This window comes from Nonomuraea sp. NPDC049158 (assembly GCF_040648335.1).
Classification (GTDB): domain Bacteria; phylum Actinomycetota; class Actinomycetes; order Streptosporangiales; family Streptosporangiaceae; genus Nonomuraea.
In genome coordinates this window covers 134,991-154,325 of sequence record NZ_JBEZDM010000016.1, presented here as the reverse complement: position 1 = coordinate 154,325, position 19,335 = coordinate 134,991, and the positions used below count along the sequence as shown (strand labels likewise).

Below are 19,335 nucleotides of genomic sequence, written 5' to 3'. Positions count from 1 at the left end.
GTCGTGCGACGCTGACCTCCGGTGCGGGCCTCAGGCGCTGAGACCTCAGGTGCGGGCCTCAGGCGCTGAAACATCAGGTGCTGTTCTCGGCGCCTGCGGTGGACAGCTCAAGAGCCGCATCGAGCAGGCCGCGGGTGTACTCGTGCCGCGGCGACCCGAGAACGTCCGCGGTCAGCCCCTCTTCCACCACCACACCACGGCGCATGACGGCGATCCGGTCCGCGATCTGGTGCACCACCCCGAGGTCGTGGGAGATGAAGAGCATCGCCAGATGGTGACGCTCACGCAGGTCGACCAGCAGCCGCAGGATCTGCGCCTGGACCGACACATCCAGGGCGGACACCGCCTCGTCGCACACCAGCAGCCGCGGCCTGACGGCGAGCGCGCGGGCGATGCTGACCCGTTGGCACTGTCCGCCGGACAGCTCGTCCGCCCGGTGCCGGGCGACGCTCGCGTCAAGCCCGACGTCATCGAGCAGGCGATGCAGAGCGGCGGTACGGTCACCGGGCGGGGCCGAACTCGGATGGGTGCGCCAAGCCTCGTCGATGATGGCGGCCACGGTCATGCGCGGGCTGAGCGAGGACCGCGGGTCCTGGAAGACCATCTGCGCGGCACGTTGCTGCGCCGTGGTCCGGCGCCCGACCGGTCCCAGGGGCACGCCGTCGAGCAGGACGGAGCCGGAGTCGGGCCGGACCAGGCCGACCACCGCGCGGGCCACCGTGGTCTTGCCCGACCCGGACTCTCCGACCAGTCCCACGATCTCGTCGGGCGCCACCGCCAGGCTCACGCCGTCGACCGCGACGAACCGCCCAGACTGGCGCTCGGCGGGCGAGCGGAACCAGGAGCCACGGCGGTCAGCGCGCGACCGGAACCAGGAGCCACGGCCGTCAGCGCGCGACCCGAGCCAAGCGCCACGGCGGCCGAAAGTGACCCGCAGGTCGCGCACCTCGAGCAGGGTCCCGCCAGGGTCGACGTCTTCACTCATCGCGACAGCAGCTCCTCGGCGAAGTGGCACGCGGCCCATCGGCCGGGCGCGACGGATCTCGGCTCCGGTTCCTCGGTGCGACACCGATCACGGGCCAACGGGCACCGAGGGTGGAACGCGCATCCCGGCGGCCGGTTCGCCGGTGTGGCCGGCGTGCCCGGCAACGGGTGCGCCAGCGCGGTACGGGTCCGCACCGCGGGCACGCTCTCGACCAGCGCACGGGTGTACGGGTGGGCCGGGCGAGCCAGCACCGCCGTGGTGGGGCCGCGCTCGGCCACCCGGCCGGCGTACATGACGACGACCTGGTGCGCGACGTGCGCCACGACCCGCAGATCATGGCTGACCAGGAGCATCGCCAGTCCCTGCTCCTGCTGGATGGAGCGCAGCAGGCTCAGGATGCGCGCCTGCACCGTGACGTCCAGCGCGGTGGTGGGCTCGTCGGCGAGCAGCAGCGCCGGGCTGCCCGCCAGGGCGAGGGCGATCATGGCCCGCTGCCGCATCCCGCCGGAGAACTCGTGCGGGTAGCTGCGCATCCTCGTGGCGGGCTCCGGGACGCCCGCCAGTTCGAGCAGTTCGAGCACCCGCTGGCGCACCTCGGCGCGCGGGCGGCCGGCCCGGCGGAGGATCTCGCCCACCTGGCGGCCGATCGCCTGCGTCGGATTGAGCGCGGCCAACGGGTCCTGAAAGATCATCGCGATCTCGTGGCCGCGCAGCCGGCGCCTCCGGGCGGGGCTCGCCCGGAGGAGATCCTCGCCCCGCCAGCGCAACTCCCCGCCGGTCGCCGCTCCATTCGGGAGCAGGCCGATCATGGCGTTCGCGGTCATCGTCTTGCCGCTGCCCGACTCGCCGATGAGCCCGACCGTGGTCGCCGGCGGGATGTCGAACGTCACCCGGTCGACGACGCGGATGGCGCCTCCGGCGACGGGCAGGTCGATGACCAGCCCGTCCACCTCGAGCAACGGGTCGCCCGTCGTGGCGTCGGACACCGGCCGAGGGTGTGACGTCCGTGTTCGGCTCATGAACCGCTGACCTGCATGCCGGCGAAGTCGGGCAGCCCGTTCGGATCCGGCGTGACGCCGGTGACCCGGTGGTTCCAGACATAGGCGTACTTGACCGCCATCGGGAACATGCCGACCGCGTCCCGCCAGATGATCTTGCTGGCCTCGCCGTACAGCTTGACCCGCTCGCCGGCGTCCGGGCTCGCCCCGGCGGCGGCGAGCAGCTTGTCGAGCTCGGGGTTGCAGTAGCCGTTGCGCTTGGCCGCGCAGGGGTACAGCCGGCCGAGCGTGTTGGCCGAGTCGAACGTGGGGTTCGACAACTGCTGGAAGTTGATGTCCCAGTTCAGGGCGAGCAGGTCCTTGGTGAACACCGCCTGCTCCTTCTCCAGCAGGTCCACCTGGACGCCGATCTTCTGCAGGTCGGAGACGATCGCCTGGTTGAACGGCCGGAACTCGGCGTTGGCGAACTGCAGCCGCAGCTTGGTGGCGAAGTCGAAGCCGGCGGCCTTCAGCGCGGCCTTCGCCGCGGCCGGGTCGTAGCGGACGGGTTCCTGGGGGACGTGGCCGAGGGTGACGGGCGAGACCGGGGCGTCGGCCAGGGTGCCCGTCTGCGGGTACAGCCGCTTGATGATGGTCGCGAAGTCGACCGCCTGCCACAGCGCCCGGCGTACCTTGGCCTCCTTCAGCGCCGGTATGGAGGAGTTGAACCACATGGTGAACACGGCGGTGCTCGGCACCGTCTCGACCTTGAGGTTGGAGTCGCGCTGCAGCTCCGCGAGCTGGTCGTCGGGGATGCCCCAGATGAGGTCCACCTCGCCGGTCCGCAGCGCGGTCATCCGGGCCGCGAGCTCGGGCATCTTGCGGATGGTCACCCGGCCGAGCCGGGGCGCGCCCGCGTAGTAGTCGGGGTTCGGCACCAGCACGAGCGTCCCGGCCGCGTCGAACTTCTCCACCTTGAACGGCCCTGATCCGACCGGGTTCTTGAAGAACGCCGGATTCTCGCCGGTCAGACTGCCGGGCAGCACGTAGAAGATGGCCAGCTTGTACGGCACCGCCGCATCCGGTTTCGCGGCCTTCAGCACCACCTCGGTGGGCGACGTGGCGGTCATCGTGTAACCGGTGAAGTTGGCCGAGCTCGTGCTCTTGAGGTCGATGAACCGCTTGAACGAGGCGACGACGTCATCGGCGGTGACGGGCTTGCCGTCGCTGAACTTCGCGCCCTGCCGCAGCGTGAACGTCCACTGGGTGGCGGAGGCGTCGGGCTTCCAGGCGGTGGCGAGGTCAGCCTGCAAACTGCCGTCCGGGCGGGGCCGCATCAGCCGGCTGAAGATCGCCTGGGCGGCGAGCTGGGTGCCGGTGGCGCTGCCGGCCAGGGGACTGGCCGGGTCGAGGTTGTCGATGGCGTAGGTGCCGGCGATGGTGATCTCACTGCCGCCGGTGCCGCCGCCGGTGCCGCCACCGGTGGCGGCGCTGCATCCGCTCAGCGCGATGGCCGCGGCGGCGATAAGGGCCAGTGCCGCGCGGCGCGGCCTGCCTGAGGCAAGAGGTCTGGTCATGGACGTCTTCCCGTCTTCCGAGGGCTTTCAGGGGGTGCTGGTGAAGGGAAGGAGGGTGTGCCGGTCGGACGTGGGCCGGTGTCTCATCTGAGATGTCCGCGTCCGTATCGGGCGGTGAGCTGGTCGCCCAGGATCCCGACGTTGATGATCAACAACGACAGTGCGACGCCGGGCAGAGCCGAGATCCACCAGGCGGTTTCGAGGTACTGCTTTCCGTTCGCGATGGTCTGGCCCCACGAGACCGCCGAGTTGGGCAGGCCGATGCCGAGGAAGCTGAGCCCGGCTTCGGCCAGCACGACGAGAGCGAACTCCAGCGTCGCCAGGGCGACCACCGGACCGGCCGTGAGCGGCAGGATGTGCCGCACCAGGATGGACGCCGGCCGGACACCGAGGACGCGGGCCGCGTCGATCCAAGGCCGCTCCCGCACCGACAGCGCGACGCCGCGGGTGACGCGCGCGAACGAGATCCAGGCCGTCGCGGAGAGCGCGGTCACGACCACCAGGACGCTGCGCTCGAAGGCGCCCGCGATCACGATGGTCAGCAGGATCGCCGGGAAGGCGAGCAGGATGTCGATGCCACGGGCGAGCACCGTGTCGGGCCAGCCGCGAAAGTAGCCGGCGACGATGCCGATGCTCACGCCGATCAGACAGGAGACGACGACGGTCGAGACACCGATGATCACCGACGTGCGAGCACCGTAGACGACCTGGGCGAGGACGTCACGGCCGAGACCGTCCGTGCCGAACCAGGCGATCCCGCCCGACGTGACGAGCGATCCCGGGCTGAGCAGCCGGTCGTCGAGCGCGACGCGCACCGGGTTGTAGTCCATGACCAGCGGGCCTGCCCCGCCGACCACGGCGTAGACGGCGAGCACGGCGTACGGGATCCGGCTGAGCCACCGACCGGCCGCCACCCGCCCGCGGCCGGCGCCAGGCAGGACGTCGACGAGGGCGGTCATGCCGCACCGTCCAGTTTGATGCGCGGATCGAGTTGGGAGTAGAGCAGGTCGGCGACGAGATTGAACAGCATCACGATGCCGGCGATCAGGAAGGTCGCCGCCTGGACCACGGCGTAGTCGCGGTTGGAGACCGCGTCCACCACGAGCGTGCCGAGCCCGGGCCAGGCGAAGACGTTCTCGACCACGACCGCCCCGCCCATCAGGCCGGCCATGTGCAACCCGACGATGGTCACCACGGGGATGAGGGAGTTGCGCAGTGCGTGGCCGAGCAGCACCTGCCGCTCGGTGAGACCTTTGGAGCGAGCTGTCTGGATGTACGGCTCGCGCATCGTCTCGGCGACGCTCGTCCTGGTCAGGCGGGCCACGATGGCGGTGAACGGCAGCGCCAGCGTGATCGCCGGCAGGATCAGGTGCGCGGGTGTGCCCGCCCCCGCGCTGGGCAGCAGGCGGAAGGCCAGCGCGAAGACGAGGATCAGCATGATGCCCACCCAGAAGGTGGGGAACGACTGCAGGGCGATGGTGCCCGCGGTGACCACGCGGTCGACGACGCCGCCCGGACGCCCGCCGGCCAGCAGCCCGAGCACCAGGCCGAGGGCCACGGCGATGAGGGTGGAGGCGAGCATCAGGTCGGCGGTCGCGGGCAGGCGCTCGAACACCTGCGACATCGCCGGCCGATCGAAGCGGTAGGAGCCGCCGAAATCCAGCCGCGCCACGTCGGCGAGATAGCTGAGGTACTGAGTGAACACCGGCCGGTCGAGTCCGAGTTTCGTGGTGAGCTCGGCCACCTGCTCCCGGCTCGCGTCCGGGCCCAGCAGGATCGTCGTCGGATCGCCCGGGGCCACCCGGACGATGAGGAAGATGAGGGAGGCGGCTCCCCACATCACCAGCACGCCGACGAGCAGCCGTTTGGCGATGACCCGGATCATGTGTCGTCCCAGATGTTCCAGCCGACGGCTGCGGGCTTGGTCACTGCTATCTCCTTGGTGGTGCCACCGTCGCGCCCGGAATGAGGGGGCATTCGACGTATTCTCTGCGGGCCTCCGGCTCGGGCGCCTCCAGCAGCCGCACCAGCAGGTGGGTGGCTTGCCGGCCCATCTGCTCGCGTGGGACGACCAGGCCGGTCCAGGGCGTGTCGGTGCGGGACGCGCCGGTGGAGTCACCCAGCACGACCATGCTCAGATCGTCCGGGACCGACATTCCGTGCCGCTGCGCGCAGGTCAGAAGCTCCTCTGCCAGGAGGATCTGCTCCGCCACCACGGCGGTGATGCCGCCGTGCCGGATCTCCGCCAGCAGACCCGGCACATCGCCGGCGGACTCCAGTGTCCATACCGGACCGGCGAGCCGCCTGGCTTCCCCGGCGGGCATCGCTCGCTGGAATCCCTTCTCCCGGTCTCGGCTGGGCTGCGCCCCGCCGTCGCCGATGCGGGCGTAGGCGATCCGCCGGTGGCCCAGCTCGAACAGCTGTTCAGTGAGCTGCTGGGTCGCTCCGGCGTAGTCGGCCGCCACATAGGAGATCGGCACACCGGATACCTCCCGGTGTCCCACGTAGACGAACGGGTAGCCGGTGTCGCGCAGCCGTTCGATCTCCTCCACGTTCGGGTCGCGTCCGAGCAGCAGCGCGCCGTCCGCGAGTGACAACCGGGTCGCCCCGTCGCGGAAGACCTGCCGCTCGCCACCGCCGCTGGTGAACATCAGCAGGTCGTAGCCGAGGTCCGCGGCCGCCTGCTCCATGCCGAGCAGGAACGGGAAGTAGAAGTCCACGCTGGTCGTCGGGAAGACCGGTTCGAAGGTGTGTACTCCGATGATCTTGTTCTGGCCGCCGGCGAGGGATCGGGCCGACGGGTTGGCGACGTAGCCCCATTCGCGGATCGCCGCCAGCACTCGCTCTCGGGTCGTCGGACTGATCCGGACGTCGTTCCGCTCGTTCAGCACGAGCGAGACGGTGGCCTGACTGACGCCCGCGAGGCGCGCGATGTCGGCCTGAGTAGGTTTTCGCACCGGTCCGCGACTCATCCGAGCCCCCTGCTAATGCGCCTAACACAGTGATCGCAAAGTCTGGCTCTCGATTCTGTGAAATGTCAATGGACCTGGGCGAGAACGCGCTCTCTGCAATCGAGGGCAATTACTAATACCCATTAGCGTCTGGTGTCCGGGAAAGATCGCAGGTACCGTCCAGTCCTGTCCTCAGGAGGTTGACCCGAGGAGAGCCGCATGACCTTTCCCATCAGCCGGCGGACGTTCGCCCTCGGCCTCGCCGCAGGGGCCGCCACGGCTGCCCTGCCTTCCCCCGCCGCCGCTTCCCCAGTCGGCGCCGCACCGTTCTTCGCGGAGTCCACTCTGTGGGACACCGCCGTCGATCCGCTGGCCAGCTACCACGTGCACGCCCTCGCCGTACTGCCCGACGACACGATCCTGGCCTGCACCGAAGGCCGGCACCTGGTGTGCGACGCCGGACCGCACGACCTGCTCATCCGCCGCAGCACCGACAAGGGACAGACCTGGAGCCCGTCCCAGGCGGTGGCGCTCTCCGTCGACGGCCAGTCCTGGTCCAACCCCACCTTCGTGGTGGACCGGACGACGAGCGAGGTGTTCCTGTTCTACGGGCTCTGCGTGCAGTTGCCGGAGAACACCAGCTGCTCCGCCGACTCCAGCACGATGTACGTCAGCTCCAGCAAGGACGGCGGCGCCACCTGGGGCGAACCGCGCAGCCTGGCCGGTCTCTTCGACCACTTCCCGTACAACTGGGCGATGCACGGTCCGGGGCCCGGTCACGGCATCCAGCTCGATTCGGGGCGGCTGCTCCTCACCGTCTCCCACCGCACGATCATCACCGGTGTCCCCACCGCCGACCGCCACTACGGCGCCTCGACCGTCTACAGCGATGACCACGGCCGTACGTGGCAGGCCGGCGGCGAGGTGCCGATGGGTGCGGGCTATCCCACCGTGGGGGAGGCCAGGCTGGTGCAGCGCGACGACGGCACGGTGCTGATGAACAGCAGGCCCGGCTCGGGCAATGACTGGCCTCGCGACATCGCGGTCAGCGGGGACGGCGGTCTGACCTGGTCACCCCCCACCATGGACTTCAGCCCCGGACTCTTCAACGGCGTCGACACCGGCCTCACCCGCTACACCGGCGGACCCCGCAGCCGAGGCGTCAACCGCGTGCTGTTCAGCCGTCCCGACGCGCCGATGCGCTGGAACATGACGGTCGCGGTGAGCTACGACGAGGGCGACTCCTTCAGGTACAGCCGCTCCGTCAACCCTGGCCGGGGGTATTACTCGGATCTGGCGCGCCTGTCCGACGGCACGATCATTCTCCTGTACGGCTGCGACGGCGACCTCGACGGCACCCCGCGGCGCGTGGCCGCCGCCCGGTTCAACCTGGAGTGGCTGACGCAGGGCCGGGACAGCCTGGCCACCGGCCCGAAGCTGACCGAGAAGACGCACGACCTGGGTCACACCGCCGTCCATGCCCACCGGTCAGGCGGAACGGTGTCAGTGGTCCGCGAAGCCACCGCGCGCGGCGGTGTCCGCGCGGCCTTCGTCCCCGCCGCGACCGGGGACTTCATCGAGTACCCCTTCATCGTCGCCCACGGCGGCGAGCACGAATTATGGTTGCGCTACTTCCGATCCGGGGACGGCGGCCTCATGGCGGTGACCGTGGACGGGAAGACACCACGCAACTCCACGCTGGATCTGACGGCCTTCCGCGGTAACGGCTACGACGTCGCTCTGCTGGACCGGATGCGGCTGCGGCCCGGCCGGCACACCATCCGCTTCACGCTGGCCGGCGCCGGCCGGGGTGGTGGCACGGCCATCTCACTCGACCAGCTGAGCCTCGTCCAGGCAGCCGCCGCGCCTGACGTCCGCGAGGAGGTCACCGTCGACAACGGCGGGCTCGGCTTCGACACCACCGGCACCTGGCCGAGCAGCAGAGGCGTCACCGGCTACTACGGATTCAACTACCTGACGCACGCGCGCGGCACCGGAGCCAACCTCGCCCGGTGGCGACCGGCGCTCCCGGGCGACGACCGGTACGAGGTGCTCGTCTCCTACGCGGCCGACCCCAACCGGGCGACCAACGCCACGTATGTCGTCCACCACGCCGAAGGCACGACTCCGGTGGCCGTCAACCAGCGGGTGCGCGGTGTGCCCGACGTCCGCATGGGCGAATGGACGTCTGTGGGCACCTTCTCCTTCAAAGCCGGCATCGAGGGATATGTCGAGCTCAGCGACGCCGCCGACGGTGTGGTCATCGCCGACGCCGTCCGGTTCCGCAGACAGGTGTCATCGTGACGGCCGTACCCGGTCCGGCCGCCGCGGTGGCCCTGCGCCCGCTCTCCGCCAACCGGGTGACCGGCGGTTTCTGGGCCCGGCGGCTGGCGGCCAACCGGGCCGCGATCCGGCTCGGACACGAACGGCTGGTCCAGGCGGGCAACATCGGCAATCTCCAGATCGCCGCAGGGGAGTCCACCGGCACGGCCGAGGGGGCCGGCTTCTGGGACTCCGACGTCTACAAGTGGCTGGAGGCGGTCGCCTGGGAGCACGCGCGCAGCCCCGACGAAGGGCTGCTGGAGCATCTGCACAAGCTCAGCCGGACGATCGCGGCGGCGCAACGCGAAGACGGATACCTCAACTCCGCCATCCAGGTCCGCGGCGAGGAACGGTACGCGCGCCTGTGGAACAGCCACGAGCACTACTGCGCCGGCCACCTGATCCAGGCGGCGGTGGCGGCGGCCCGGGCGACCGGCCACGACGAGCTGCTGCGGGTCGCCACCCGGTTCGCCGACCATCTCGCCGGCACCTTCGGTCCCGATCGGCGCGGCGAGCTGGACGGGCACCCGGTGGTGGAGATGGCGCTCGTCGAGCTGTACCGGCAGACGGGTGCGCGACGGTACCTGGACCTGGCCCGGCACTTCGTCGAAGCCCGCGGCCACGGCCGGGCCGCGAAACCGGGCTTCGACCCCTCGCACTACGGTGACCCCGCCCACTACTCCGACCGGCTCCCCGTACGCGAGGCGGAGACGGTGGAGGGGCACGCCGTGCGCGCCGTCTACTTCGCCGCGGGCGCCACCGACGTCGCCATCGAGACCGGCGACGCCGAACTGCTGGCCGCGGTACGCCGGCAGTACGACACGATGCGCCGTCAGAAGCAACACGTCACCGGCGCGGTCGGCTCACGCTGGGACGGCGAGGCGTTCGGCGAAGCGTACGAGTTGCCGCCCGATCGGGCGTACGCCGAGACCTGCGCCGCGATCGGGACGATGCAGTGGGCGTGGCGGCTGCTGCTGGCCACCGGGGACTCCGCCTACGCCGACCAGATCGAGCTGCTGTTGTACAACGCCCTGCTGCCCGCGGTATCGCTGAGCGAAGCGGACTACTTCTACGTCAACACGCTGCACCGGCGGACCGGCGCACGGGGCGACGTGCAGCGGGCACCGGCGTACGGCCGCCGGCCATGGTTCAACTGCGCCTGCTGCCCGCCCAACGTGATGCGTACGCTGGCGAGCCTCCCCGCATACCTGGCGACCGGCACGGACGACGGGCTCCAGGTGCACCTGTACGCCCAGAGCACGCTGACCTCGGGTGGACTCACCGTCACCATCGACACCGAGTACCCAACGGACGGCCTGGTCACGGTGACCGTACAAGAGGCGCCGGAGCGGGAGGTGGAGCTGGCGCTGCGCGTACCGGACTGGGCGGAAGGGTCCACCGTGGACGACAAGCCGGTGGCGCCCGGCGGCTACGCCCGCACGCGCCGGGTGTTCCAGCCCGGCGATCGGGTGCTGCTGCGGATGCCCATGCCCCCTCGCGTCCTGGTGGCCGACGACCGCGTGGACGCCACGCGCGGGTGCGTCGCCGTCACCCGTGGGCCGCTGGTCTACGCGATCGAACAGCCCGACCAGCCGTCCGGCGTCGTCCTGGAGGACGTCCGCCTCGATCCCGCCACGCCGCTGCGGCTCGAACACCGGCCGGACCTGCTCGATGGCGTGATCGTGCTCCGAGCGGACGGCGCGCTCGCGCCGGGACCCGCTGAGTCCTCCTACCGGCCGTACGGGCAGCCGCTCCCGTCGGCGCGGTCCACGGACATCACGCTGATCCCCTACTACGCCTGGGCCAACCGCGGCCCGCACGCCATGCGGGTGTGGATTCCGGTGAGAGGGAACACATGACGAACTACGCCCGTATCCAGGCCGCGCTCGCCCAGGGCTGGAACACCTGGGACACGCGCAGCGTGCTCACCCACGTGCTCCTCCCCGACGCCCTGGGCCTGTCCCTCGGCCTGAAGGAGTACTACCGGGGCACATCGCTGCGTACCGCCCAGATCGGCCGGCGCACCGAGGGCGCGGAGACCGTCACCCTGGGCCGCCACGCCTATGACGGCGGCTTCACCGAGACGACCGTGACGTGGGCGGGCATCACGATCCAGGTGCGGACGGCGCACGCGGGTGACGACCTGGTCGTGCTGGTGACGCCCACCGCCAACCAGCCCAAGAGCGCGCTGCTGACCGTCGGTGTCGGCTACCTGTGGAACCGGCCCGGCTCCGTCACCCGCGAGGGCGACCGGATCACCGCCGAGGGACCCGGCGGGACCGTCCAGGTCTTCTGCACGGCACCGCACGTCGACGACCCCTACACCGACATCGACGGGCCGTACCTGGCGATGGAGCTGACCGGCGCCGTCGGGATCAGCACCGGCCGCGCCCGGGACCTGCCGGAGATCGCGGAGATCGTCGCCCGCGCCGCCACCGAGATCGGCACGGCCGGCACCGACCCCATGGCGCAACACCGCGAGATCGTCAGGGACGCCATCTCCTGGAACACGATCTACGAACCCGCGCGGTCCCGCGTACTCACGACCGTCAGCCGGCTCTGGAACGTCGGCAAGCGCGGTGGCTACGCCCTGTTCTGCTGGGACGCCTTCTTCAACGCGCTGCTGGCGGCCGTGTCGAGCAAGGAACTCGCCTACGTCAACACCGTCGAGATGCTGCGAGCCCTCACGCCGGAGGGCTTCGTCCCGAACGTCGAGCAGGGCACCGGCCGCAAGACCTACGACGGCTCCCAGCCACCGGTGGGCTCGCTGGTGATCCGCGAGCTCTACCGAAGGTTCGGCGACCGGTGGTTCCTGGAGGAGACCTTCGCGCCGCTGCTGTCCTGGAACCGCTGGTGGTGGCGGGTGCGCAGGGACGGCGACCTACTGTGCGCCGGCTCGACCTACTTCGACCCAGAGTTCCCCTCGCCGCAGGACGTCCCCCGCATCCACCAGCACTTCGGCGCGACCTGCGAGACCGGCTGGGACAATCACCCCGTCTTCGAAGACGTGCCCTTCGACCAGGCCAAGAGCCTGCTCGCCGCCCACGATGTGGGGCTGAACAGCCTGTACGCGGCCGACTGCGAGGCACTCGCCGACATCGCCGACATCCTCGGCGACCGGGCGGCCGCGGCGGAACTGCGCGAGCGGCACGCGGCCGTCGTGGCGGCGATGGAATCCCTGTGGGACGAGCCGACCGGCATCTACCGCAGCAGGCGCACCGACATCGGGCTGCCGACAGAGCGGCTGTCCACCATGAGCTTCTACCCCCTGCTGGCCGGCGTCGGCGCGGGCGAACGGACCCGGCGCATGGTGTCCGGGCACCTGATGGCCGACGACGGCTTCGGCGGCGAATGGATACTGCCGACCTCACCGCGCAGCGAGCCGATCGACCTGCGCGAAGGCACCTACTGGGCGGGACGGGCGTGGCCGCCGGTGAACTTCCTCGTCTATCTGGGATTGCTGCGCGCCGGCGAACGCTCCGCCGCCGAGTGGCTCGCCGAAGGCAGCTCCAGATTGGTGCTGAAGGAATGGAACCAGCACCGCCACGTGCACGAGAACTACTCCAGCAGCCACGGCGGCGCGTGCGACAAGCCGAACAGCGAGCCGTTCCAGACCTGGGGCGCGCTGCTGAGCCTCATCGTCCTCATGGAACGCGGCGAGGTCGGCTTCTTCGAGAAAGGTGGTACGACGTGACGAACACCGAGCTGAAGAGCACATACGAGCGCGACGGCTTTCTCGTCCTCCGCGACGCGTTCAGCCCCGGTGAGGTCGGCAAGCTGGTCGAAGAGGCCGTCCGCATCTGCCGCGGCGAACTCGGCGACGTCCAGGGGGCGCTCCCCGCCGGGCCCGCCGACACCGACGACGACGTCCTTCGCCGCTTCCTCTGCGTCCACTACCCCCACAAGCTCTCCGGCGTGATGCTCGCCGCCATGCGCCATCCGGCGATCGTCGCACCGCTCACCACGATCATCGGCCCGAACGTGAAGTCCATGCAGTCCATGCTGTTCATCAAGTCCGAAGGGGAGCCGGGCCAGGCCTGGCATCAGGACGAGATGTTCATCCCGACCCGCGACCGTTCGCTCACGGCGGTCTGGCTCGCGCTCGACGACGCCACCGTCGAGAACGGCTGCCTCTGGGTGCTGCCCGGCTCACACCGATCCGGCGTGGTCTACCCGAACCGTGAGCACGATGATCCGCGCTACGACTGCACGGTGGAGTCCTACGGCTTCCCGTTCGACGACTCCGACGCGGTGCCCGTGGAGGTCCCGGCCGGCTCCGCGGTCGTGTTCAACGGCTACCTGCTGCACAAGTCGCTGCCCAACACCGCCAGGGGCGGCTATCGGCGGGCCCTGGTCAATCACTACATGAGCGCCGAGTCGCTGCTGCCGTGGGACATTCCCGCAGCCGGGACGCCCATGGCGCAGGCGGACCACCGCGACATCGTCCTGGTCGCCGGCGCCGACCCGTACGCGTACAAGGGCCTGCGGGAGGTACGCCGGCCGCGGATCCGCCCGAACAGGGACGGCGGCTGCGACCGGTGACGACCGGGCCTCATGAGAGCCTGTCACCGGAGCACTAGCCGAGCAGCAGGCGCGCCGGACCGTGCAGGCCGCTCACCCGCTGTCCGGGGAAGACGAAATGCGTGGGGCTGACCGCGTCGAGATGCGGCGCGAGCGTGCCGTACACCTCGACCTCGACGGTGTTCTCACCCTCCTGTAGCGCCGCGCCGACGTCGAACCGGTACGGCGAGCACACCCTGACCCCGCACGACCGGCCGTTGACCCGCACCTCCGCGGTGCCGCGCACCCGGCCCAGATCCAGGAGAGCGGTGTCCGGACGCTCGTCGAGATGGACGGTGCGGCGGTAGCGGACGCCGCCGCTGTACTCCGGCAGGCCCGAACGCTCCCAGTCGCCCAGCTCGATCGGGCCGGGCCCGGTCTCGATCTCGATCGGCCCGGTGAGGATGGCGCCGCCGGTGTACCCGGCCTCGGTCACGACGCGCAGCAGGGCCTCGCGCGGCCCGGCCCGGCCGTCGAGGGACACCTCCAGGCGGTCGGTGCCCTCCGCCACCGTCTGACCGTCGATCAGCAGCTCGGCCGCGCCGCGCAGGGGCACCCGGAGGGCGGTGGCGCCCGGCGGGACCTGGAAGCGCAGCCACTCGACGCGCCCGGCCGTGCCCGGCTCGGCCAGCACGGCCGGCAGCACGACCGAGGACGCGGCCGGCACGGCTGAGGACGCGGCCGGTGATGTGGGGGCGGCCGGTTCGTTTCGGTCTCCTGACAGCCAGGAGGTGCCGGGGAGGGGGTGCGGGCGGCGCGGCAGGTGCAGGGCGGCGGGGTCGCGGTACTGCGTCCGGTGGATCTCGGCCGGGACGCGCTCGCCGTCGTGCACGGCCCACCAGCCGGGCCCGGAAGAGACGCAGCCGTCGACCAGGACCGGCTCGGCGCCGTCGCCGACCCGGACGGTCACCTCGTTCGCGCCGGGCCGCAGCACCCCGGCCAGGTCGTAGCGGCGGACGCGGGCCTTGCGGTGGTCGGCGTACGGGTCGAAGCCGCCCTGCCGGCCCACCTCCACCCCGTTGACCAGCACCTGGCAGGCCGTCATCGAGGCGACCTGGAGCACCGTCCCCTTCGGCGTGAACGCGGCGGTCAGCTCGGCCGGGCCCGCCGGACCGGTGATCCATTCCGGGCGTAGGTAGGGTTCGGGGTCGGTCACGACGGCGACGTGCGCGCGCAGCCACCCGTCGTCCTCGGGCACCAGCCGGACCTCCAGCAGGTGGCTGCCGGGCGAGAGGGGCCGGCGGGCCAGCGCCAGATAGCCCCGGTCGTCCAGGTCCACGTCATGGCCGTCGATCCGCACCGCCTTGGCGGCCGCGGCGCCGACGGCGAGGAAACCGTGCTCCGGCACGGTCAGCTCGGCCCTGAACCGGGCGCTCCGCCCCATGGCCACCTGCCCGAAGTCCAGGAACTCCTCCGGCACGTGCCCCTTGGGCCCGAGGTCGAGGCGGTGGATGGGGTCCTTCCTGATGCCGCGCGAGGTCGAGTACACCGCGGGCCGCCACTCCTCGCCGTCGGTCCGCAGGCTGCCGTGCGAGCCGAACGTCGCGTACGCGGGCCGCCACTTCAGGCCGTCCACCCGGTGCTCGACCTCCCAGCGGTGCAGGACCGGACCGGAGTGGCCGAGGTCGCCCCAGGTGTCGTCCAGGGTGGGGACGAGCTCCATCTCCCAGCCGGTGCCGAGATCGAGCTCCCTCGTGGGGGACGCGGGTTCGATTCCCGCCACCCGCACTTCTCGCTCGCCCTGCTGGCCAGGCCCGTCCTGCTGGTCCTGCTCGTCCCGCTCGCCCGTGAAGACGAGCAGCGCGGCGGGGCCGGCGTCGAACGGCACGACGACCTCGGTGTGCTCGCCCTCCACCGTGTACGGCAGCGCACGCACCCCGCCGCCGAACGGGTCCACCAGCAGCGGGGTCCCCGAGACGCCGCGCACTCGCACCGGCATCTCGGCGGCGTACCGGGCGGGGTCGAAGTCGATGGTGGCCGAGTCCCAGCCCTGGTCGATGCCGCGGTCACCCGGTCGTTCGACCGACACGTGGCTCGCCATGGGGAAGGTGGCCTGGAGGTAGACGATGGTGGCGCCGTCGAACTCCCGTACCAGCGGGGGAACCGGCGCCTCGACCCGGCGCAACGGCGACAGCAGCGGACCGAGGTCGGCCGTCGTCGCGGCGAAGCGGACCCGCGAGCGCAGCGGCCCCTCCGGGCGCGCGCCGACGGCGACGACCAGCCCGCCCCGATCGGCGAACGCCACGAGCGCCTCTTCCGTGGCCGGCTCGAGCGTCGTGCACGCGGGCAGCACGATCCCGGCATAGGACTCGCCCGCGACCTCCAGCCGCGTCCGGGCCGCACTGTCCCCGGCGGCGGCCTTCGCCCCCGCACCGTCCCCGGCCGCGCCGGTCCGGCCGGGTCGGATGGTGGCCCGCTGGACCGAGTCGTCGTCGATCACGTCGGCGTCCAGGCCGAGCCGGTCCAGGACGCCGGGAAGCATCCGGAACCAGGCCATCTCGCCCACGATCTCGCGATAGACCTCCTGCGCCCGCGCGGCCTCCGCCCCCACCGCGTCGAGCCGCGTGTCCGCCTGGACGGTCGCGGTGGGCATGAGGACCGCCAGGTCACAGGCGTGCCTACCCAACGAGAGCGCCGCGCACAACCGCGTGACGGCGTCGGCGAAGACGCGGTGGTGCCGCCAGTACGGCTGGCGCCAGTCCGTGGACGGCGGCGCCCATTCCCACCAGCCCGCCTTGGTCGTGTAGTAGACGGCGTGCGGGTTGTACAGGGTGGCTCCGGCCCGCAGCCAGGGCAGCAGCCAGTCGAAGGTCTCCTCCAGCGTGCCGCCCCAGCCGCTGGAGTGGAACGCCTCGATCCAGGTGCGCGGCCGGTCGTACAGATGGGCCAGCGAGGAGTGCACCCGCGCGTCCCCGTGGTGGTCGGAGCCCGGCGCGCTGAACCAGCGGTGCGTGCGCGCGTAGTCGGCGTACAGCTGCACGCCCTCCACCGGATGACCGGCACGGGCGGGATCCTGCTGGTCGCAGCCGCTCAGCAGGCCGTGGCGGGCGTGCCACTCGGCGAGCGGCCGGAAGAACGCCTCCTCCGCCAGCTCGGCGCGGGTGCGCTGGTAGTCGCGGCGGACCTCGCCCGCCCCCGCGCCGTCCGCCCACAGCAGCGGCAGGTGCGGGGTGAGGTCGTAGCCCCGGCGCTTCTCGAACTCCACGGCGAAGGTGCCCGACCAGGTCGGGACCGCGGGCAGCTCGTCCTGGAAGGAGCCGGCGATGACCCCGCCCAGCCGGTGCCCCAGCCGGCGCTCGAACTCGCCGTGCACCCGGTCGATCAGCGCCGCGCACGCGTCCGCGGACAGGTAGTCGAAGCCACGGGTGGTCACCGAGCCGTCGGCGGCCAGCCAGCGGCCGGCGAAGCGGGGCTCCTCGTCGACCAGCCGGGCCTGGAGATCGGCGCCCGAGAAGCCGAGCTGGTCGTAGAACCACAGGGAGATCCCCAGCTCCTCGGCGTCGGCGCACACCTGCTCCAGCAGGGCCCACCACTCCTCGGAGAAGAACGGCGGGTCGTCGGCGTCGGAGCCGAACATCGGTCCCGACGGTGCCAGGTTGAGTATCACGAGGTTCCACACGCCGCCCTCGGCGAACCGCTCCAACTGCCAGCGCAGCCGGTCACGTCTCAACCGCTCACCGCTCCACCACCAGATGGCCGCGGGGGAGTACGCCCGGGGTGGGTCACGCAGGATGCCGGCGAGCGCGGCGGGCAGGGTCATGGCAGCTCCAAGGGGTACGCGGCTGCTGAAGCGGCCTAACATTGACATGTGATTCTCACGTTGTCCAGTGTTACAAAGGAGCCTGCCGGATCATCCCCAGTCCAGTGGAGCCCAGCTCAAAGTGGATGTGATCGATCGTGTTACATAGCCGGTCGTCTTCACATCCGGCCTTGTGGCCGGTCTGGCGCGATATATACGTTTTCTTGACGCCCTCACCAGCCGAAACACCCATCTGCCGTCACTAGTGTCGTAGTGCACGATATTGATGGAGGGTGACCGGGATGGTGCTGGCGAAACGGCCGGTCGCTACTGAGGGAACGCTGCGGTCGTGGCTGCTCGAAGGGCTGCAGACCGACCGCAAGCAGATCGAGCACGGCCCGCACGTGAGGCACTCGTGGTGGCGGGTGATGTGCCTGACGGGTGTCGACTACTTCTCCACGCTCGGCTACCAGCCGGGCATCGCCGTGCTGGCGGCCGGACTGCTGTCGCCGCTGGCCACGCTGTTCCTGGTGGCCCTGACGTTGCTGGGCGCGTTGCCGGTCTATCGGCGGGTGGCCGCCGAGAGCCCGTACGGGCAGGGCTCGATCGCGATGCTGGAGAAGCTCGCCCCGCAGTGGTGGGGCAAGTTCTTCGTGCTGGCCCTGCTCGGGTTCGCCGCGACCGACTTCGTGATCACGATGACGTTGTCGGCGGCCGATGCCACCGCGCACCTGCTGGAGAACCCGTTCATGCCGGACTTCCTGTCCGGGCAGCGGGTGATCGTCACGCTGGTGCTGCTGGCCCTGCTCGGCGGGGTGTTCCTGATGGGGTTCACCGAGGCCATCGCCATCGCCGTCCCGCTCGTCTTCGTCTATCTGGGACTGAACGCGGTGGTGGTGGCGACCGGGATCGTGCACGTACTCCAGGCACCGCGGCTGGTGTGGGACTGGGAGAGCGCGCTGAGCGTGAGTTACAGCAGCCCGCTGGCGATGATCGGGCTGTCGCTGCTGGTGATGCCCAAGCTCGCGCTGGGCATGTCCGGGTTCGAGACCGGCGTGGCGGTGATGCCGGTGATCAAGGGCGGCATCGAGGAGCGGATCGCCGGCACCAGGCGGATGCTCACCACCGCGGCATTGATCATGAGCGTGTTCCTGATCTTCTCCAGCTTCGTGACCACCGTGCTCATCCCGCACGAGGAGTTCGCGGAGGGCGGCAAGGCCAACGGGCGCGCGCTGGCCTACCTGGCCCACGACTATCTGGGCAACTGGTTCGGCACCGTCTATGACATCAGCACGATCGCGATCCTGTGGTTCGCCGGGGCGTCGGCGATGGCGGGCCTGATCAACCTGGTGCCGCGTTACCTGCCCCGGTACGGCATGGCGCCGGAGTGGACCGGGGCCGTGCGGCCCCTCGTGCTGGTCTTCTCCGCCATCGCGTTCGCCATCACGATCATCTTCGACGCCGACGTGGACGCCCAGGGCGGCGCGTACGCCACCGGCGTGCTGGTGCTCATGCTGTCGGCGGCGGTCGCCGTGACGCTGTCGGCCAGGAAGAAACGCCAGCACGCGGCGACGGCCGGGTTCGGCGTGATCTCGGCGGTGCTGGCGTACACGCTGATCGACAACGTCATCGAGCGGCCGGACGGTGTGAAGATCGCCTCGTTCTTCATCGCCGCCATCGTCAGCCTGTCGGTGATCTCGCGGGCGACGCGCTCCACGGAGCTGCGTGTCATCGACGTGCACCTGGACTCGCTGGCCGAGGAGTTCGCCAACGAGGCGTGCGGCGAGATCCATGTGATCGCGAACGAGCCACAGCAGCGCGACCAGGCCGAGTACAACGACAAGCTCCGCGAGACGTGGATCACCCACCGGCTGCGCAGCAACGAGCCGGTCCTGTTCGTCGAGGTGACGGTGCCGGACGCCTCGGAGTTCGAGACCGAGCTGTACGTCCAGGGCGAGGAGCGGTACGGCCACAAGATCCTGAAGATCGAGAGCTCGGCGGTGCCCAACGCGCTGGCCGCGCTCCTGCTCTACCTGCGTGACCGGACCGGCGGCGTACCGCACATCTACTTCCACTGGACCGAGGGCAACCCGGTCGTGGCGATGCTGCGTTACCTGGTCTTCGGCGGCGGCGACGTGCCGCCCCTCACCCGCGAGGTCCTCCGCAAGGCGGAGTCCGACCCGGTACGCAGACCGCACGTCCACGTGGGCTGAACCGCTCTGAA

Annotated in this window: 12 protein-coding genes; 5 read left to right on the top strand and 7 right to left on the bottom strand. The window is 70.8% G+C overall.

What is annotated here, in order from left to right:
- Positions 1–73: 73 nt before the first annotated feature.
- The 6 genes from AB0B61_RS31335 to AB0B61_RS31310 all read right to left on the bottom strand — a co-directional run bounded on the left by AB0B61_RS31335 (position 74) and on the right by AB0B61_RS31310 (position 6,496).
- Positions 74–985 (bottom strand): ABC transporter ATP-binding protein, encoded by a 912-nt coding sequence (locus tag AB0B61_RS31335; RefSeq protein WP_358439363.1) that lies wholly within the window; start codon positions 983–985, stop codon positions 74–76.
- Positions 982–1,971: an ABC transporter ATP-binding protein gene (locus AB0B61_RS31330; RefSeq protein WP_358439360.1), complete on the bottom strand. Its 990-nt coding sequence runs from the start codon at positions 1,969–1,971 to the stop codon at positions 982–984. The genes AB0B61_RS31335 and AB0B61_RS31330 overlap by 4 nt, the downstream gene beginning before the upstream one ends.
- 29 nt (positions 1,972–2,000) lie before the next feature.
- Positions 2,001–3,539 (bottom strand): ABC transporter substrate-binding protein, encoded by a 1,539-nt coding sequence (locus AB0B61_RS31325; RefSeq protein WP_358439357.1) that lies wholly within the window; start codon positions 3,537–3,539, stop codon positions 2,001–2,003.
- An 83-nt stretch (positions 3,540–3,622) separates the two neighbouring features.
- Positions 3,623–4,498: an ABC transporter permease gene (locus AB0B61_RS31320; protein ID WP_358439355.1), complete on the bottom strand. Its 876-nt coding sequence runs from the start codon at positions 4,496–4,498 to the stop codon at positions 3,623–3,625.
- Positions 4,495–5,424 carry an ABC transporter permease gene (locus AB0B61_RS31315; protein ID WP_358439352.1) on the bottom strand — a complete coding sequence of 310 codons (930 nt, stop codon included), beginning with the start codon at positions 5,422–5,424 and terminating at the stop codon, positions 4,495–4,497. Before AB0B61_RS31315 ends, AB0B61_RS31320 begins: the two co-directional genes overlap by 4 nt.
- Before the next feature lie 46 nt (positions 5,425–5,470).
- Positions 5,471–6,496: a LacI family DNA-binding transcriptional regulator gene (locus AB0B61_RS31310; protein ID WP_358439350.1), complete on the bottom strand. Its 1,026-nt coding sequence runs from the start codon at positions 6,494–6,496 to the stop codon at positions 5,471–5,473.
- 213 nt (positions 6,497–6,709) lie between these two features.
- On the opposite strand from AB0B61_RS31310, the gene AB0B61_RS31305 reads away from it, so the two are divergent.
- The 4 genes from AB0B61_RS31305 to AB0B61_RS31290 are packed head-to-tail and all read left to right on the top strand — an operon-like array spanning position 6,710 to position 13,354.
- On the top strand, positions 6,710–8,794 hold the full coding sequence (locus AB0B61_RS31305) for an exo-alpha-sialidase (protein WP_358439348.1): 2,085 nt from the start codon (positions 6,710–6,712) through the stop codon (positions 8,792–8,794).
- Positions 8,791–10,671, top strand: a complete 1,881-nt coding sequence (locus AB0B61_RS31300) for a beta-L-arabinofuranosidase domain-containing protein (protein ID WP_358439345.1) — start codon at positions 8,791–8,793, stop codon at positions 10,669–10,671. The genes AB0B61_RS31305 and AB0B61_RS31300 overlap by 4 nt, the downstream gene beginning before the upstream one ends.
- Positions 10,668–12,506: a trehalase family glycosidase gene (locus AB0B61_RS31295; protein ID WP_358439342.1), complete on the top strand. Its 1,839-nt coding sequence runs from the start codon at positions 10,668–10,670 to the stop codon at positions 12,504–12,506. The genes AB0B61_RS31300 and AB0B61_RS31295 overlap by 4 nt, the downstream gene beginning before the upstream one ends.
- Positions 12,503–13,354 (top strand): phytanoyl-CoA dioxygenase family protein, encoded by an 852-nt coding sequence (locus AB0B61_RS31290; RefSeq protein WP_358439339.1) that lies wholly within the window; start codon positions 12,503–12,505, stop codon positions 13,352–13,354. Before AB0B61_RS31295 ends, AB0B61_RS31290 begins: the two co-directional genes overlap by 4 nt.
- Positions 13,355–13,388: 34 nt before the next feature.
- Here AB0B61_RS31290 and AB0B61_RS31285 read toward each other — a convergent pair whose 3' ends face one another.
- A complete protein-coding gene (locus tag AB0B61_RS31285; RefSeq protein ID WP_358439336.1) occupies positions 13,389–17,132 on the bottom strand; it encodes a glycosylhydrolase-like jelly roll fold domain-containing protein in 3,744 nt (1,247 codons plus the stop codon).
- 281 nt (positions 17,133–17,413) lie between these two features.
- Between AB0B61_RS31285 and AB0B61_RS31280 the strand changes: the two genes are divergently transcribed.
- The gene (locus AB0B61_RS31280) at positions 17,414–19,324 is read left to right on the top strand and encodes an amino acid transporter (protein WP_358439334.1); all 1,911 of its coding nucleotides are present in this window, start codon (positions 17,414–17,416) and stop codon (positions 19,322–19,324) included.
- The last annotated feature ends 11 nt before the right edge of the window (positions 19,325–19,335 follow it).

Coding starts and splice junctions, on each gene's coding strand:
- AB0B61_RS31335 (WP_358439363.1), bottom strand. CDS start 985: ATGAGTGAAGACGTCGACCCTGGCGGGACCCTGCTCGAGGTGCGCGAC.
- AB0B61_RS31325 (WP_358439357.1), bottom strand. CDS start 3,539: ATGACCAGACCTCTTGCCTCAGGCAGGCCGCGCCGCGCGGCACTGGCC.
- AB0B61_RS31320 (WP_358439355.1), bottom strand. CDS start 4,498: ATGACCGCCCTCGTCGACGTCCTGCCTGGCGCCGGCCGCGGGCGGGTG.
- AB0B61_RS31315 (WP_358439352.1), bottom strand. CDS start 5,424: ATGATCCGGGTCATCGCCAAACGGCTGCTCGTCGGCGTGCTGGTGATG.
- AB0B61_RS31305 (WP_358439348.1), top strand. CDS start 6,710: ATGACCTTTCCCATCAGCCGGCGGACGTTCGCCCTCGGCCTCGCCGCA.
- AB0B61_RS31295 (WP_358439342.1), top strand. CDS start 10,668: ATGACGAACTACGCCCGTATCCAGGCCGCGCTCGCCCAGGGCTGGAAC.
- AB0B61_RS31285 (WP_358439336.1), bottom strand. CDS start 17,132: ATGACCCTGCCCGCCGCGCTCGCCGGCATCCTGCGTGACCCACCCCGG.
- AB0B61_RS31280 (WP_358439334.1), top strand. CDS start 17,414: ATGGTGCTGGCGAAACGGCCGGTCGCTACTGAGGGAACGCTGCGGTCG.